Source organism: Aequorivita sp. H23M31, assembly GCF_004022485.1.
Classification (GTDB): domain Bacteria; phylum Bacteroidota; class Bacteroidia; order Flavobacteriales; family Flavobacteriaceae; genus Aequorivita; species Aequorivita ciconiae.
This window is the reverse complement of record NZ_CP034951.1, coordinates 3,044,188-3,061,525: the sequence shown is the minus strand read 5'-3', so window position 1 is coordinate 3,061,525 and position 17,338 is coordinate 3,044,188. Positions and strand designations below refer to the sequence as shown.

Here is a 17,338-nt window from a genome sequence, read left to right as displayed (position 1 = left end):
AATTCACAATATACTGTAGCGCAATGATTCCGTCCCTGTTTTGATGACCTTTTCCAACTCTCTCGTTATATTATTATAAAATGCAGAAATCATGAAATATTCTTTTCCTTTTTTAATTTTAGTAACCTTCTCTTTTTTTCAAATTTCGTGTTTAAACAATTTGGAAGAGGACTCAAACTATCACCGTGAGGCCCAATTAAGCGAAAATCGTCGAGGATATAAAACGGAAGAAAATAGACAGGGACCAAAAAGAGATACCATTGTCTATTATAACAACATAGATCCTCAAAGCGGCATGATAATGTCCCGCATTCCATTGCCGTCCAATTGGAAAAAACAAAACGATAAAGAGTTCAGCTATTTAGGCCCAAACGGGATTAAGATCTATAATGAGAGGGCTTCTATGTATATGTTTTCAAATGACCAACAGACGAACCAAATGTATCAACAAAGCGGAATTCCCATTCAATTTCCTAAGTCTATTGAGCAGGTTATAAATGAATCCTTTGTCCCATATGGCAATAAAATAAACAGAAAGCTCGTCGGGAAATTTCCCATTCCCCAACTGGCAACTTGGGACAAACAGTACGAGGATCAGAAGTACAAAAGTCTGCCTTCCCAAAAAACCTTTACCGTTATGGGTCTGGAATGGCAGGATCCTGATGGCACCAAGCTTCTTACAGTACTCCACCATTTTGTATCCTATGATAATTACGGCGGATATTGGGGCGTTATTTATACTATTCTAGAATCCTCCGAAGGTGCCTATGAAAAAGCGAAAAGACAATATATAAATGGGCTTTTAAATAAACAGGTAAATCCACAATGGATCCAAAAGCAAAATAAGAAGGACATGCAAATAGCCCAACAAAGCAATATAGATCACCAAATTAGAATGGACAACATTAAGGCTGCAGGAGAAAGAAGTACTGCGAACCACAATGCGCGAATGGCGACAATGGACCAAAATATGACCGATTGGAAATACAGACAAGCTGCCAATGATAGAAGTCACAGCCAAGTGATAGACAACATTCGCGGCACAACCAATGTTAGCGATCACAGTACTGGTCAAGCTTATAAGGTTGAATCAGGTGCTAAACAATATTGGGTTAATGACCAAGGAGAATATATAATGAGCGATAATTCCCTCTACAATCCCAACCAGGATAAATGGGTCAACAATCAAAATTGGACTGAATTTGAAGAGCAGAACTAGAAATTTAAAAATTATCTGAGCATAAAAACCATAAAAAATAATTTGTATCTTACTTCACGCTATCCCCGGGTATATCTTATCTCTTAAGTGGTTCTAAGTTATGCGGAAAAAATACCGAAAAAATACCCTCCTCTTTCTATTTATAGCGTTTGTTTTTTTCTTTAAGGGGATTTCCCAAGAGAGGATTTCATCCGTCAAAGAAATCCAAAATCTTATTGAAGGGGACTCATTGACGAGGGCCAGGACAGAAACCCAGAAAGCCTTAACCTATTATAGAAGTAAAAAGTTGTATGATAGTCTGTATAGTTTTATCCAATTTGAGGGCAGCTTTAAATTAAATAATGGAGATAAAATGAAGGCCTTGAAAAAGGCAGAAATTCTCACGGAAGAAATTAAAAAAAATGCCCATCCCCATTTCATTGTTGAAGCTATAACCGAACTAGGCTGGATTTACGATGACATGGGCCAACAAAAAAAAGCCTACGATCTTCTGGAATCAGCAATTCCATATGCTCTCAAAAATACAGAACCTCAAAGCACCGACTTGGCTGGTGTACAATATAGAATGGGATATTATGCCGCCCATCTGGGGGATTTCCCCTTGGCAAACAATCACTATCAAAGGGCACTTCGTCTCCTCAAAAAATCGGGAAAGCCCGATTATGTTTTCTACAATCAGGTGTATAATGCCTTGGGCGGAATGATGTGGCAAGAGTCAAAATTGGACAGTGCCAAATATTATTTTCAGGAAGCGGTTAAGGTGTTGGAAAAAACAGATGAAAATGATATTATGAACCGCTACTACCGGCCGGCACTTGTAAAATTGAATTTATCGGTATTATGGAATGCCTTGGGAAAAAATCAGGAAGCCATTTCGATTTCACAAGAAGCCATTGCCGGATTTCAGGAATACATAAACCGCTCAACCGATGAGTCCCGGATCTTTAAAGCAAAGGGAAACCAATGTATGGTAATGGACAATATGGCCTCTTTTTACAATACAATAGGCCAACATCAGCGGTCTTTGGAATTACTTGAATATTCCTATGAACAGAAAAAGAAACTATACGATAGCAACAATACTTATCTCATTATTTCTCTGGTAAATTTAGCCTCTGCAAAAACTGCTTCCCGTGATTTTGAGGATGCTGCTGCAGATGCCGATGAGGCCCTTGAACTTTTAAAATCGAGCGCAAGCGCTGACCTATATTGGCAGGCAGCGGCTCTAAGTACCCGAGCGAGTATTTATCAAGCTATGGATGATGTTGAAAATGCTGCTATTTATTTTGAAAGAGCAGAACAAGTGTATCGGGAATCTATGGGTCCCAATTATACCAAGGATTTCCTAGAGCAACTTTTGGAACATTCTCTTTTTGCTGCAAGGAATAATTTAAGGGAAAAAGCAATCAGTCTGGCCAGGGAAACTTATGATTTTACCCATACAGGAGATTTTAAAAACACCATCCAGGAATTCAACCATATCATAAATCTGGCCCAGGTACATTACATCTTAAAAGATTACAGAGAAGCGGAAAAGTATAGTAGTGAGGCCCTGGCATTCAGCAATATACGAAAAGACGTAAAAATTAGTCCAACTGATTCTATTTTGGGGCAATTCCGGAAACCACAAGCATTGTTGATCAATGCAGCATCAAAATACCATCTTTCGGAAAACAAAAATCCACAGCTATTAAAGTCGCTTTTGGAAGAAATAAACAAGGGAATTGCAATTCTGGACCACCGGAAAAAAGTTGTAAACAATAATGATGACATTGCAATACTTCTCGCAGAAAATGAGGAACTTTTAGATTTCACCGAAAAGTTACGATTGGAACTTTACCAACTTACACAGGATGAAAAGTATCTAGATAAACTGATATCTCTTCACGAATCCAGCATTTATAACCGCATCCGGTCCCGTTTAAATCTTCGGGAAAACCTCGCCTTTCAGCATGTTCCCCAAAAATTGGTTGTACGGGAAAGCGAGCTAAAAGGAAAATTGGCTTCCTCTCTCGACGATTCAGAAACCGGGGATATTTCCGCGTTCTTTGAGGCCTCAGAAAATTGGGATAATTTCCTGGATTCCCTAAAGCAGCAATATCCCAAATATTATAAAATGCGCTATGCCACAATAGAGGAGCCAATTAACGACTTGCAGCAAAAAATTCCTGAAAACACTACGGTAATTCGCTATATATTTATTGAGGACGCATTGTACGCATTTGTAGTTTCTTCCTCAATAAAAAAAATGATAAAACTCAATTGGGAGAAGCTAGAAAATGGCATAAGCAATCTCTCAGAAAATAATTTTTCCGTTTCAGAAATAAGTCCAAAACTCCATAAGCTATATCAAGTACTCTGGTTTCCGTTAGAAAGTTTTGTAAAAACCAAAAATGTTGTTATCGTGCCAGATCGAGAGCTTTTCAATCTTAGCTTTGAAACCCTTACTCCAGAACCGATTAAGGATTTTAAGGAAATGGCCACGAATAGTTTATTGGCTAAATACAACATTTCATACAACTTTAGTTTGCTCCTCTATAAGGACAAAAACAAGGTAGCCAACTTTTCCTCAGAATATATTGCCTTTGCTCCAGGCTTTACGAAAAAGATGAAAGAGGATTACAAAATGGCTATCAAAGATTCTGTAAATCTGGATAAAACTTACCTCACCCTTCTTCCCCAGCCTTTTAGTGAAGACTTGGTAAAAGAATATTCCCGAATTTTTGACGGCGAATACTATATTAATGAAAACGCCAGCAAAGATTTATTTATAGACCGAGCCAAGGAACATAAAATAATCCACATTGGCACCCACGCGGAAAGCAATAATGTAAGTCCGGAATTGAGTAGGCTAATATTTGCGAAAAGAACGGATGACAAACAGGATTATGATGCCAACTCACTTTATTCCTATGAAATTTACAATATAGATTTGTCATCCAATTTGGCGATCCTGACTGCTTGTGAAACGGGGAAACCCACCTACCAAGCGGGAGAAGGAATGATTTCATTGGCGCACGCGTTTAATTATGCGGGCAGTGAGAGTATTTTGACAAGTCTTTGGGAAATAGATGAAGTATCGAGCACCGAGATTGTAAGACGTTTTTATGAAAATCTGGCAAAGGGCCTACCTAAGGATGAAGCTTTGCGAAACGCTAAGCTGGAGTACATTAAGTCCGCCAGGGGCCGGACAGCTGCTCCGCAATACTGGGCAGGACTTGTTCTTATCGGCGACACCACTCCTATTGATTTGGATACCGGTATTTCCTGGATGTGGTACGGAGCGGTTGGAATAGTTATATTGCTGATCCTTTTTCTTCTTTTGCAAGGCTTAAAAAGACGGAAGTCTTCCGAATTTCAAGAAAAAAATTCAAGTTAAATTTTAGAAGCGCCAAGGCCTACCTCATCCAAAATAAATTCTCCGTTTTTGCAGAATCGTGAAAGATCCTTCTTTATAAAACTGAGAACGGCTTCTTTTTCAGCTTCGGGATAGAGCAAATGGACATTGGCTCCGGCATCTAAGGTGAAACATGCATTACTTCCCGTATTTCGTCGAAAATCCCATATTCTGTTGATTATCTCTAAGGTATTAGGTTTCATCAAAATAAAATACGGCATAGAAGTTAGCATCATTGCGTGGAGCGATAAGGCTTCACTTTCTACGATTTCCACAAACTTCTGAATATTCCCATCGCGCAGAACGGGAATCAATTCTGAAAGATTGCCGTTTGCCTGTTTAAATCGTTGTTCGGCAAATGGATGATTATGCATAAGATCATGCCCAATGGTGCTACTCACTTGTTTCTCTCCTTTATCCACCAATAAGATGCAATCCTTATAATCTAAAAAGCATTCATGAACTTCGAAAGGATATTTAATTCCGTAGAGATTGGTGCTACCATCAATCTGGGGATGTTCGCCCCAAACAATAAGTGGTCCTCCAATACTTCTACAAGCACTCCCTGACCCCAATCGAGCGAGAAAGGATGCCTTCTCGTATTCCTTTTCAGTCAATTTGAAATTTGTAGAATCGGAGGAAAGCAACTTATGCTCCATATTCACCAAACACAGGGCTAAAGCACTCATTCCGCTTGCTGAAGAAGCAATACCACTGCTATGTGGAAAACTATTAGAAGTTTCGATCTTGAATTTAAAATCCTTCAGAAAGGGGATATAACCCTCAATCCTTTCAAAGAAATTTTGGATTTTAGGCTCAAAGGATTTCTCTCTTTTACCATCTAGAAACACTTCAAATTCGAATTTAAGTGAATTTTCTACAACAGCTTTAGAAGATATATTGGTCCGTGGCTCGAACGAAAGAGATGTCTGGGTATTACAATTCTTTAAGGTGAAGCTAACTGAAGCATTCATGGGCAATTGCTCCCCATATTTTCCCCAATATTTTACCAGGGCAATATTGCTGGGAGATTGCCAGGAAACCCTTCCTGAAATTAAATTTTTAGGATAATTTGAACCCGAAAAAAGCTCCATAGATCTATAAAATTAAAAGCAGAACAAAAATAAACTTCTTTTTTGACGAAAGCTGTCCCATTTTGAAAAGCTTTCCCTATTTCCCCTGAAAGCAATCCAGAATATGTGGGAAAAATAAGGTCTGCGTTCTTAGATCAATTTATGTTATTCCAATGTAACTGCGCTCGATATTCTATAAAAATGAAATATTCAAACTTGTATATCTGCTCAAAAAACTTTCTAAAAATATTTTAAAGCCGATTTCGGATAATTTACTAAAATCCACATTATAAATTTCAGTTTCTAAATCCTGAGCCACAAAGGTTTGTTAAAAAAATAAGTTGCATGATGACCTTTTTTCTATTATTCGTTATACCGTTAAAGAGCCAATATGCTTGAATTAAATTAAAAAATTACAATTTATGTATATCATGATTTTATGTGAAAAATATTGTATATTTCCCAATACTTTATATGGGAGACACAATAAAACAAGAGCATTTTGCATTATTGGACGCATTTTTGACCAATAAGGAGATTCCTATGCGAGAATTTTACAAAACGGAATACCCTAAAATAAAATGTTATATCCTTCAACATGGTGGTTCCCTAGACAACTGTAAGGACATTTTTCAAGAGGCTTACCTTGCATGTTGGAAAAAATTGAGTTCCAGAAAATTTAAACCTGAGAACAGAGCACAGATTGAAGCGTATTTGTTTACGATTGCCAAAAACAAATGGATAGATCAGACTCGAGGTGTTGCAAGAAAAAGAACGATTTCTATGGATGCAAAAAATTTAAATCTTGCTGTGGACGAATCCAATCCCTTGGAAATGGAAAATAAGGATAGAAAATTGTCTATAACCTTATCTGCGTTTGAAAGTTTAGGTCCCGCTTGTAAAGAGCTGCTTACTCAATTTTACTTTTATAAACTGCCATTAAAAATTATTGCCGAGAAGTTAGAACTGGAAGAAAACTCGGCAAAAAACAAAAAATATAGGTGCATTCAAAAATTAAGAGAGATTGCCCTTGCAAAAGAAAAAAGATAATGAATCCCCCAATGAAAATAGAATTTGAAGAATGGAATGCAATTGAAACCTACCTTGAAAAAAACGAGGCAGGAGAAGTAACTGCCCATCTTAAACAATCTCTTGATCAAATACCCAACCTGGATGAAAAAATAAAATACGTCAAGGAAACGCGGGAGGACATCGAGGACTGCATTCGAATGTCCAAAATTAAAGAGTTCCAAACGGAGGTGGACGTTGATGAGGAAGTGACAAGAAAACCCAAAATCAAAAGATTGAAAATGTCAGTTTTCTTTTATTCTGTCGCAGCAACACTCATTGTCTTATTTGGAATCTTTTGGATGCTTAATACAAAGACACCAGGGGAAAAGATATTTGCCGAAAATTTTAAGCCTGATATTGGATTGCCTCTTAAAATGAGCACCATTGGCAACTATGGCTTCTACGAAGGTATGTTGGACTATAAACAGGAAAATTATAAAGAAGCCATCGCAAAATGGAACACAATATTGCCCGCCAAACCACATAACGATACCCTGAATTATTTTTTGGGGGTGGCAAATTTGGCGCTGGGTAATACGGTAGAATCTTTAGAATATCTGAGAAACCAGGAACTCTATAAAGGCGGAATGTTTGAGCAAGAAGCGGCTTATTATGCCGCCTTGGCAGAAATAAAAGATGGGAATTTTAAGAAGGCGGAAATACTTCTTCGGAATAATCCGTCACCAGATAATGATAAACTTCTCAAGCAGCTAGAGAACCAATGAAAATAAGGGTAAGAATAGTCCGTGCGGTTTTCAGCATTTGCCTACTTAGCATTATTCCTGCCCATTCCCAAGAAAAAGCCTATTCCGTAAACGATATCCGAAACCTAATTAGCCAAGATTCTCTCAAAAAGGCCAAGACAATTGTTTCAGATAATATCGAATTATATAAAGCGGAGAAACAATATGATAGCTTAATAGAATATATCCGGTTTCAGGGGCACTTCAAACTTAATGACAACAATACAGAAAAAGCGATCGCCAAGGCCAAGGAATTGACCGGATACATCACGGCAAACAAAGATCCGCATTTGATTGCCTTGGCTTATAAACAAATGTCCTATATCTACGATAACGCTGGACAGCACATAAAGGCATATGACCTCATGCTGGAGGCCGTGGAACCTACCTCTCATATTACCGATCCTAAAAACACGGATGCAGCCTCCGTCCAATACAGTCTGGGATACTATAAATTTAAAATTGGCAATTATCCTCTTGCAAAAAAGCATTACAACAAATCGTTGGCTCTCCTAAAGAAGAGCGGAAATGATGATTATGTTTTTTACAATCAGGTTTACGTTTCCCTTGGTGGACTTCTTTGGCAAGAAGCTAAATTGGACAGCGCCCAAGTTTATTTTCAGGAGGCTCTGGAAATTCTTAAAAAAACGGACACTACGGATTTAAAAAACAAATTGTTCAGACCGAGTCTTATAAAATTGAATATGTCTGTTCTTTTGAATGCCTTGGGAAGAAACAAGGAAGCTATTACAATTTCGTATGAAGCCATCGAAGATCTTCAGGAATTTATTGAAAAAACTACAGACGAATTTTATATTAGACAAGCTCGGAATTTTATTTATAGCATTCTGGATAACCTGGCATCGTACCATAATACTTTGGGAGAATACAAGAGAAGCGAGGAGATCATGGAATATTCGTATGCACAAAAACAAAAGATGTATCCGGAAAATGATATGCCCATTATAATTTCCCACATTATATTGGCACAGGCCAAAACTATAAACCAAGACTATGAGGATGCGACAAAACATGCTGATTTGGCCTTGGAACTTTATAAACAGAGACCGGATGAGGATAGTTACTGGAAGGCAGCGCTGTATTCTGTAAAGGGAACAATATATGAACGAACTGGTAATATGGAGTTGGCCAGAAAATTTTATGAAAAAGGAGACCAAGTTTATAGAAATTCATCCAATGGTAATTTTTCGCAAAACTTTTTAGATCATTTAATTATGTTATCACAATTTTATGTGAAGATTGGGGAGGACCAAAAGGCAATAGCAACGGCTTTTGAAGCTTATAATCACATTAGAGCATCAAGCTTTAGAAATACACTTCAGGAATTTTATCACATTCAAAATATTGCTAAAGTATATTTTGAACTAAAGGATTATAAAAATGCTCTGAAGTATAGTAACGAGGCTATTAATTTCAATCTGATGGCAGATGGAAGGAAAATGAGCGGTTTGGATTCCATCCTAGTTCAATATAGAAAACCCCCAGCTATATTGATCAAAATCAATTCAGAATACAATCTTTCAGAAAACAAATCTCCAAAAATTTTAAAACAATACCTCTCGGAAATAGATCAAGCCATTTCCATCTTGGATCAACGCAAGAAAGTAGTGACGACCCATGAGGATGTTACCTTACTGATAAATGACAATGAGGAACTTTTTAATCTCGCAAAAAAGTTGAGGTTGGAACTCTATGAAACTACGAAAGACGTTCATTATATAGATCAAGTAATTTCGCTTCATGAATCGGCCATTTACAGCAGAATACGTTCTCGCCTAAGTCTCCGGGAAAATATAGCATTTAAAAATGTTCCCAAACGGGTCTTGGAGAAGGAAACCCATTTAAAAAATAGTATTGCCACAACTATCGGAGATACCGAAAGAGGGATTGATGCCTATATAGACGCATCTGAGGAGTGGGAAAACTTTTTAGGTTCCCTACAAAAAGATTATCCGGAATATTATAAAATGCGCTATGGAACCGTAGAAAAACCTATTCAAAATCTACAGCAAAAAATACCCGAAAATACAACCATCGTCCGTTATTTTTTTATTGAAGATCAGTTATACGCCTATATAGTTTCCCATACCGAGAAAAATATTGTTTTACTTAGCAGCAGCAATGTTAAAAACTATGTCCAGCAACTTAACGTGGAGGATTTTTCCGTAGAAAAGAAGAGTCCGCTGCTATTTAATCTTTATAATGAACTGTGGCAACCCATCGAGCCCTATATTAAAACCAGGAAAATAATTATAGTTCCAGATAGGGAATTATTCAACCTTAGCTTTGAAATGCTTACACCAAAACCGATAAAGAATTTTAAGGAATTTGAAACCAACAGTTTATTGGCAAAATATGACATTTCCTATAACTTCAGTCTTTTACTGTATAAAGACAGAAAAAAGATTATCGATTATTCGGAAAATTATGTAGGCTTTGCTCCTGGTTTCAACAAAAAAATGAAACAGAATTATCGATTGGGTCTTCAAGATTCCGTGAATTTGGACAAAATGTATTTAACCCTACTGCCGCAACCTTTCAGTGAAAATTTGATAAAACAGTACGCGAAAACGTTTGATGGAGAATATTTTATGAATGAAAATGCCAGTAAAACTCTCTTCGTAAATAAGGCCAAGGACCATAAGATAATCCATATTGGCACCCATGCTGAATCCAATAACATTACACCTGAACTTAGCCGACTACTCTTTGCAAAAAAGTCAAAGGATAGAGAAACTTATGATGACAACTCTTTATATGTTTATGAAGTTTACAATATAGACCTTTCCTCAAACCTCGCAATATTGACCGCTTGCGAAACTGGCAAACCAACCTACCAAGCGGGGGAGGGCGCGATTAGCTTAGCGCATGCCTTTAATTATGCGGGCAGTGAAAGCATCCTGACTAGTTTATGGAACATAGACGAAGTTTCCAGCAGCAAAATAGTTGGATATTTTTATGATTATCTTTCCGATGGGCTCCCAAAAGATGAGGCACTCAAAAAAGCCAAATTTAAATACCTATCTACAGTGGAGGGACGAGGAGCCGCACCGCAATATTGGGCAGGACTGGTGTTGGTTGGGGATACAAGTCCGCTCCATTTGCAAAATAATACTAACCCCATTTGGTGGTGGATTCTGGGATTGGGGTTGATTTCATTAATATTTGTTTATTTTTATCAAAAACGGAGAATTTAAAGAGTGCTTATAGAATAGCCCATAACCATAGGGTTCATTCTTAAAAGTTATTCCATAATTTGGTATTACCTTTTGTTGGCTAGGTTTTAAGACCAATTTGTTAAAAACCACAATTCATAATTTTATCGACTGTAATTAGTTAGCTCCCCACCATATTTTTTTAAAAAGTGATGACCTTTTGCAACAGTATCGTTAGACAAGCAGAAACCATCAAAAGGATGTCCGTGCTTACAGTTAGGATATATAAAACTCAGGATTATATAAGTTTTTTTAACGACGAGTAAAAGTGAAAATCACAAGTGAGATCAGTGTTTGTTTTGAGGAGGATAAATACCATCTGGAAGGAATTTGTTTTTTTCTAAAATAGAGATAATAATTCTTTCAACTCTTGTGAGCCTACCCGCAGGAAACCGCAATTTAACATTATGCGTTTCTTGTGGGTTTTTTCATTTAGTTGCCTGTTCTCCCAAAAATTTCACTCTTATCTATTTTCCTTGATCTCCTCCTTTAATTTAAAATTCTCGATTTGAGTTTCTGACGACCTATTTCAGTCTGCACTTTGTTCATATCTACAATATGTTCGGAAAACTGATCTCTTCTGAAAAATATGCTTCGGTCAAAAAATATATCCAAAGGATTAAATGCTTACGCAGGAATTTATTTTGTAAAAGTGAATATTGATAAGAAATTATCAAAAACCTTAAAGATTATAAAACTATGATTTTAATAGTCTTTAAGATCTAGAATAGCCAGAATGCCCCAGGAACGGGGCATTTTTTATTTATTGAAAACTAGGCATTCCATTTTTTATGGTCAATAATAAATAGGCATCCGTTTTGTTCGGAAAAAAATATTCCAACTCCTTTTGATGACCTTTTTCATTTATTGCGATAGGTATATATACATCAATTTTAATAATTCCAAAACCAAATATTATGAAGCAATTTTTACTTTTATCAATAATGAGCCTCTTCTGTTTAACTGTTTCTGCCCAAAACTGGATACAGTTGGGCAATGACATAAATGGGGAAGCCGCGGGTGATTTTTGTGGCTCCCATTCTTCCCTAAGTGCAGATGGAAATACCGTGGCAGTAGGAGCGCTATACAACAGCGATGGAGGCTATAGGGCCGGCCATGTTCGGGTATTTGCTCTTAACGGATCAAATTGGACACAAAAAGGAAGTGATATTGATGGAGAGGGAGCAGAAGACAACAGTAGTCGTGTTGCCCTAAGTGCCGATGGCAATACTCTGGCAATTGGAGCACCCTTTAATGGTGATAGCGGAAGTAATTCCGGTCATGTTCGTGTATATTACTTTGATGGTAGCGATTGGATAAAACAAGGTGCTACAATCCCAAGCGAGGGTCCTCACGATCAAAGTGGAGGCGCAATCGGTATTAGTGCTGATGGCAGTAGAGTTGCAATCGGATCTATGAGTGTGGGATCCACAACTGGACAGGTACGTGTTTTTGGCTGGGATGGCAGTTCTTGGATCAAATTGGGCTCGAACATAAATGGCGGTGCGCCGGGTGATCAATTTGGTTTTTCGGTAAAATTAAGCGCGGATGGAAATACTTTTGTAGCTGGATCGCCACATGCGGATGCTGGAAAAAACGGAAATGGCGTAACCTCAATTTATAAATACAATGGAACAGAATGGATCCAAAAAGGAGTTAATATTCCAGGAGAGCAAACCAATGGCAATTCCGGTTCATCTGTAGATATAAGCGCAGATGGCTCTACAATTATTACGAGTGAAAGCCAATACGTTAGTCAGAATGGTGATAAAATAGGAAGAGTAAGAATGTTTTCTTGGAATGGATCAGACTGGGTTCAAAAGGGCTCTAATATAGATGGAACGTGGGATTATGATAAAATTGGTTCCTATGTTGCCATGAACAATGCGGGAAATATAATCGCCTTTAGAGGTTTAAAAGGACCCCAAGGGAGCGGAAGTCATGGTAGTGCTCGAGTTTTTAAATACACCGATGGGGATTGGGTACAACTGGGACAAACTATTTTTGGACAGAGCACAGGAGATGATAGCGGCCGTGGCTTGGATCTAAATGAATCAGGCAATACGGTAAGCACAGGATCTATAACAAATAACAACAATGGCCAAAGCGCAGGGCAACTACGGGTTTTTCGATATGATGGAAATTTAGAAATAACTGAAAACACATTTTCGAGTATTTCCCTTTACCCAAACCCAACTGAGCGCAATTTCGAGATTGATCTTGGGAAAGAATACACAGATGTTAGCATAGCAGTTTACAATATTCTAGGTCAACTTGTATCAACAGAAAAATATACTTCAACAAAAGCGATATCCCAAGAAATAAATGCTTCCGCAGGAGTCTATTTCGTAAAAGTAAGCACTGCTAAAGAAGGATCGAAAACTTTTAGGATTATAAAACAATAAATTTTTATTAGCCCGAAAGGTTTAAATCAACCGGAAATGCTCCTGAAATATGGGGCATTTTTTATTCCAAGCTTATCGAACAAATCTTTTGTAAAATCAAAATGGAAAATGAAATCTTTTATTATTCCTAAGGAGTGGGTGAACAGGATAATTTACTAACCCAACCCCCCCAATCATCCAACACTGCACAAACAGTCTCCAGTTTGGCGTCCCTCCTCATCCGCTATTTAACATTCCAACATTCCAATTTTTATTTTAAGACAATTTTATGATTTCTACTTAGTATTTAATATATTGCCTCTCATTACTGTTTCCCAAAAAGACGACAAAAACCTTTTTAAGAAAGGTTTAATAACCCAAATAATTATACATTTAATTAGAAAGTTGATTTCTATTTATCAAGATATTAAAAAAAGTAGAATGAGATTCGTAATTTCCCTATTCTTCATAATCTTTTCTCAATCAATCCAAGCACAAAATTTCGTTCCAATTGACACTTCCAATGTCACTTACCGGAAAAATTTAAAAACTTTATATTCAAAAAGAGTTTCAGACCAATCGCAAATCTTTCAAAAACAAATAACCAATCCGAAGGTTAGGAAAGAAGTGGGTTCAATATATAAGGAAGTAACCGACGGATTTAAAGAAACAATTGACAAAGGATATTTTGTAGAAGATAGCTTGTATCGAAATGAATTGGATAAGATTTTAAAAAATTTAAAAAACAATAATCCAGATTATGCTTCTCTAAAAACCACTCAGATCCTTTTGTCTTATGGCACAGCTCCAAACGCCTATGCAATCGGAAATGATATCGTTGTTGTTTACATTCCCCTCCTCAAGAAAATAAGAAACCAATATGAATTGGCTTATATTATCAGCCACGAAATTGCCCATAACATTTTAAAGCATTCCTATAACGGGATGATCGCCAATGCTTCCTTAAAGCAATCTGAAGATTTAATCAAAAAAACCAAGGAACTTAAGAAGCAGAAATACAACCGAGCGGGCGAATCCATAACCTTGTATAAAAACTTGATATACGGCTCTTCCAAAAACAAAAGAAAATTGGAGCAAGAGGCCGATTCATTAGGGTTTATTCTGTTTAAAAACGCCTATAAAGACTATCAATATGAAGTGGTAAAAACCTTGGAATTATTGGAAATTGTAGATAAAGAAACTGATTCTCTAAGCGTGGAGGACTATGTTTCACTTTTTGAAACAGAGCAACTTCCCTTTAAAAAAGAATGGATTGTCAATGGGGAATTGGAAAGCTATAAATATGACACCACGCCGAAATTTTGGACTATAGATTCCTTAAAAACCCATCCAGATTGTAAGATAAGAGCCGAGTTTATAAAAACGAATTTTGAGGTTCAGGAAAATAAGCTTCAGGAGGCTTCAGAAGAATTTAAAACTATTCAATTCGCGAGTAAATACAATGATGTGCTTGGATTGTATGTCATCGAGGAATATGGAAAATCCCTTTATGAAACACTTTTGCTTCTTAAATGGGAGCCTGAAAACCAATTTTTGCGAAACCTGGTTTCAGAGAATTTGCTCAAAATTCAAAGTGCCCAAAAATCCTATACTTTGGATAGGCACTTGGACAGACTCAATCCTCGAAATTCAGACAGCTATAATACCTTCTTATATTTTATAAGAGAATTGCGAAGAAAAGAAATGGATGAATTGATTAATCTTTATAAAGCCTAACCCATGAAACAAACTTTTACCCTCCTCTTCCTTTTTATACTTTCAAGTTCCTTTGCCCAAATTCAAAAGCTACGTGAGTTTTCTGCTGGTAGCTTTGTAGATTCCAGAATTATCTATGAAGACAATAAAGACGACGTATTTGGTTATTTCCTTTTGTATGAATTCGACAGAAAAAGCCGGGAAGTTTATGATATGGAATATGTGGTTATGGACAAAAACCTAAATAAAATAACTTCCGGAACTTTTACCGAAGGCGTTTACAAAAATTTCATGATTAAAACTGGAGCAAGACTTTCCTTTGTAAAAAAGAAGAAGAATCAACTCTATTTTGGTATTCATGATAATCTGGACAATGAGTACTTTATGCAAACCCAAGTTACGTCCGACTATTTTCGCGAACGATACCGAAAAATAAATCTCGACAACTTTACCCTATCCAAAACTTTCTTTATTCAGGATAACGAAATTGCCGAAATGGAAACAAGTGCGGGTGATACTTTTTCAGTAAAGGAAATGAAGGAGAACCAATCCTTAATCCCCATTAATGATGGCAAGTTTGTACTCTTTTCCCCTTCAACTTATAAAATCCCCTTCATTCAGTCTGGTAATAAAGATTATCATAGTTTAATAAAGGCAGGGGTAAAATCATTTTCTGTTTTAGATGAAAACCTTAAAGTAATCTGGACTTCAGAAATCAATGCAGATAAAAAGGATGCGGGTGTTTACCGCGTAAGGTCTTCGGATAATTCAACTTTAGTTTTGGAAAAAAAGAATCTGAACAAAACAGTAACCGAACTAAGTTCCTATGAAATTTACAGTCTAGAATCTGGCAAATTAATGGGGAAGGTTACAGAAGAAGATCCAAATTATAGAATGAGCCAGTTTAAAATGGAAATCGATGGAGATTATTTGGTGATCTACAATTATTTATATGAGCCAAAGGATAAAGTTTTCACTCACGAAAAAACTTTGGGTTATGCCAGATTGATCATTGACAAAAAAACCGGAAAGGAATTAAAGCGGAACTATTTGCTATGGGAAAACCTAAATTCTCATTTCACTTTTAAGGATAAATTTGGCAACATTCCTAAATATGGCAAAATCCTTTTTCAAAATTTTATTCCCTTAAAAAATGGAAACACCATTGGTATTGCCGAAGGATATAAAACCGCCTCAAATACAGAAATTTTGGACTTTTATGTAATGGAATTCGATCCAGAAATGAAAGTAAAGTATTTCAAGAAGACCGAAAAGATGCAGAATATTATTAAAGGGCAAAAAATCTCCGGCCAAAGACTGCAAAGGTACGGCGCATTCGATTATTACTTTTCTCAGAAATTGGATGAGGACGGCAATTACGTAATACTTTATGCAAATAACGAAAAAGAAGGAGGAAAAATTAAGCGTAAAAGAGATCCATCTTGGGTTCTTGGTATAGTTACCTATGTGGACGGAGAGTTTGAATACGATAAACTAAACCTTACCACAACCGATGGAATGATAGTACCAATTAAGGCAAAAAACGGTTCGATACTTCTTCAGGAATATTCTGAAAAAAATGGGGCAGAAATGCGCTTGGAAAAAATAAATTATTAAAACCAGAAGGACAAGGAAGCCTTCATAAAATTCCTTCAAAGCAGAAGATGATATTTTGAAGGAATTTCTATTTTAATAGAATTGCAATTATTTTGTGACTTTTAATAAGTCTTTATTCAACAATTGATCTTCATATTTTCGATATATTTGATTTTAATAAAATCCAGCTTTCTAGCCTCAATGAATCTATCTGAATTTCTGCATTCTCTTGTACCTTTCTCTACTCTGGAACTAGCAGATATTACCTCACATTTTGAAAAGGAAAACATTTCCAAGAATACCAGGCTGATCGAACAAGGTGAAATCTGTAAAAAACTATATTTCGTGGAAACAGGAATGGGCAGAAGTTATTATCTTAAAGAAGATGGCAAGGAGGTAACCCAGTGGTTTTTTGGAGTCGGAAAATTTATGACCTCTGTTGACAGTTTTTTTCAACAGACCCCAAGCCTATACTATTTGGAAACTTTGGAAGATTCAATTCTTTATTCCATTTCCAAAGAAGAAATGGATCTGCTCTTTGCAAAATACCAAAAAATGGAACAGTTGGGCAGATTGGTTTCCATAGAAATGCTGACAAAGGTGGTGAATAAATTAAACGCCATTCAATTTCAGACAGCAAGGGAACGCTATGACTATATGCTCGCTGAATTTCCAGACATCTCCTACCGTGTACCGCTTGGACACATCGCTTCTTATCTGGGAATGACCCAAGAAACCCTCAGTCGGATTCGAAGAGGATAAGAGTTTGGGATTGGGGATTGGGGATTTGAAAATGTAAAGAATTCCAACAATAATGGATAGAAAAATCATTTTATTTATTTCTTACTCTTAACCACTCTCTACGTCCTCCATGCCTCCTGCGATAAAAAATCCATTCTCGTT

The 17,338-nt window shown here is 36.7% G+C and carries 10 protein-coding genes; 9 read left to right on the top strand and 1 reads right to left on the bottom strand.

Features of this window, described 5'->3' with window-relative positions; genetic code table 11:
* Window positions 1–91 precede the first annotated feature (91 nt).
* Together EI546_RS13425 and EI546_RS13420 are read left to right on the top strand one after the other, a co-directional pair.
* Window positions 92–1,219, top strand: a complete 1,128-nt coding sequence (locus EI546_RS13425; protein WP_128251022.1) for a hypothetical protein — start codon at window positions 92–94, stop codon at window positions 1,217–1,219.
* Window positions 1,220–1,319: 100 nt separating this feature from the next.
* Window positions 1,320–4,598, top strand: a complete 3,279-nt coding sequence (locus EI546_RS13420; protein WP_128251021.1) for a CHAT domain-containing protein — start codon at window positions 1,320–1,322, stop codon at window positions 4,596–4,598.
* Here the strand turns inward: EI546_RS13420 and EI546_RS13415 are convergent.
* Window positions 4,595–5,710, bottom strand: a complete 1,116-nt coding sequence (locus tag EI546_RS13415) for a diphosphomevalonate decarboxylase (protein ID WP_128251020.1) — start codon at window positions 5,708–5,710, stop codon at window positions 4,595–4,597. The genes EI546_RS13420 and EI546_RS13415 overlap by 4 nt on opposite strands.
* 453 nt (window positions 5,711–6,163) lie before the next feature.
* On the opposite strand from EI546_RS13415, the gene EI546_RS13410 reads away from it, so the two are divergent.
* The 7 genes from EI546_RS13410 to EI546_RS13380 all read left to right on the top strand — a co-directional run bounded on the left by EI546_RS13410 (window position 6,164) and on the right by EI546_RS13380 (window position 17,197).
* A complete protein-coding gene (locus EI546_RS13410) occupies window positions 6,164–6,739 on the top strand; it encodes an RNA polymerase sigma factor (protein ID WP_128251019.1) in 576 nt (191 codons plus the stop codon).
* Window positions 6,740–6,750: 11 nt separating this feature from the next.
* Window positions 6,751–7,485 (top strand): tetratricopeptide repeat protein, encoded by a 735-nt coding sequence (locus EI546_RS13405; RefSeq protein WP_128251018.1) that lies wholly within the window; start codon window positions 6,751–6,753, stop codon window positions 7,483–7,485.
* On the top strand, window positions 7,482–10,721 hold the full coding sequence (locus EI546_RS13400) for a CHAT domain-containing protein (protein ID WP_128251017.1): 3,240 nt from the start codon (window positions 7,482–7,484) through the stop codon (window positions 10,719–10,721). The genes EI546_RS13405 and EI546_RS13400 overlap by 4 nt, the downstream gene beginning before the upstream one ends.
* A 935-nt stretch (window positions 10,722–11,656) precedes the next feature.
* Entirely contained in the window at window positions 11,657–13,144 is a 1,488-nt protein-coding gene (locus EI546_RS13395; protein WP_128251016.1) for a T9SS type A sorting domain-containing protein, read from the top strand.
* 420 nt (window positions 13,145–13,564) lie between these two features.
* On the top strand, window positions 13,565–14,860 hold the full coding sequence (locus EI546_RS13390; protein WP_128251015.1) for a M48 family metalloprotease: 1,296 nt from the start codon (window positions 13,565–13,567) through the stop codon (window positions 14,858–14,860).
* Between the two features lie 3 nt (window positions 14,861–14,863).
* Window positions 14,864–16,456 carry a DUF6770 family protein gene (locus tag EI546_RS13385; RefSeq protein WP_128251014.1) on the top strand — a complete coding sequence of 531 codons (1,593 nt, stop codon included), beginning with the start codon at window positions 14,864–14,866 and terminating at the stop codon, window positions 16,454–16,456.
* Window positions 16,457–16,636: 180 nt separating this feature from the next.
* A complete protein-coding gene (locus tag EI546_RS13380; RefSeq protein ID WP_128251013.1) occupies window positions 16,637–17,197 on the top strand; it encodes a Crp/Fnr family transcriptional regulator in 561 nt (186 codons plus the stop codon).
* Window positions 17,198–17,338 lie beyond the last annotated feature (141 nt).

Bases quoted from the DNA above. Each gene is read 5' to 3' on its own strand.
- EI546_RS13390 (WP_128251015.1), top strand. From the start codon at position 13,565: ATGAGATTCGTAATTTCCCTATTCTTCATAATCTTTTCTCAATCAATC.
- EI546_RS13380 (WP_128251013.1), top strand. From the start codon at position 16,637: ATGAATCTATCTGAATTTCTGCATTCTCTTGTACCTTTCTCTACTCTG.
- EI546_RS13415 (WP_128251020.1), bottom strand. From the start codon at position 5,710: ATGGAGCTTTTTTCGGGTTCAAATTATCCTAAAAATTTAATTTCAGGA.
- EI546_RS13400 (WP_128251017.1), top strand. From the start codon at position 7,482: ATGAAAATAAGGGTAAGAATAGTCCGTGCGGTTTTCAGCATTTGCCTA.
- EI546_RS13410 (WP_128251019.1), top strand. From the start codon at position 6,164: ATGGGAGACACAATAAAACAAGAGCATTTTGCATTATTGGACGCATTT.
- EI546_RS13420 (WP_128251021.1), top strand. From the start codon at position 1,320: ATGCGGAAAAAATACCGAAAAAATACCCTCCTCTTTCTATTTATAGCG.
- EI546_RS13425 (WP_128251022.1), top strand. From the start codon at position 92: ATGAAATATTCTTTTCCTTTTTTAATTTTAGTAACCTTCTCTTTTTTT.
- EI546_RS13385 (WP_128251014.1), top strand. From the start codon at position 14,864: ATGAAACAAACTTTTACCCTCCTCTTCCTTTTTATACTTTCAAGTTCC.
- EI546_RS13395 (WP_128251016.1), top strand. From the start codon at position 11,657: ATGAAGCAATTTTTACTTTTATCAATAATGAGCCTCTTCTGTTTAACT.
- EI546_RS13405 (WP_128251018.1), top strand. From the start codon at position 6,751: ATGAAAATAGAATTTGAAGAATGGAATGCAATTGAAACCTACCTTGAA.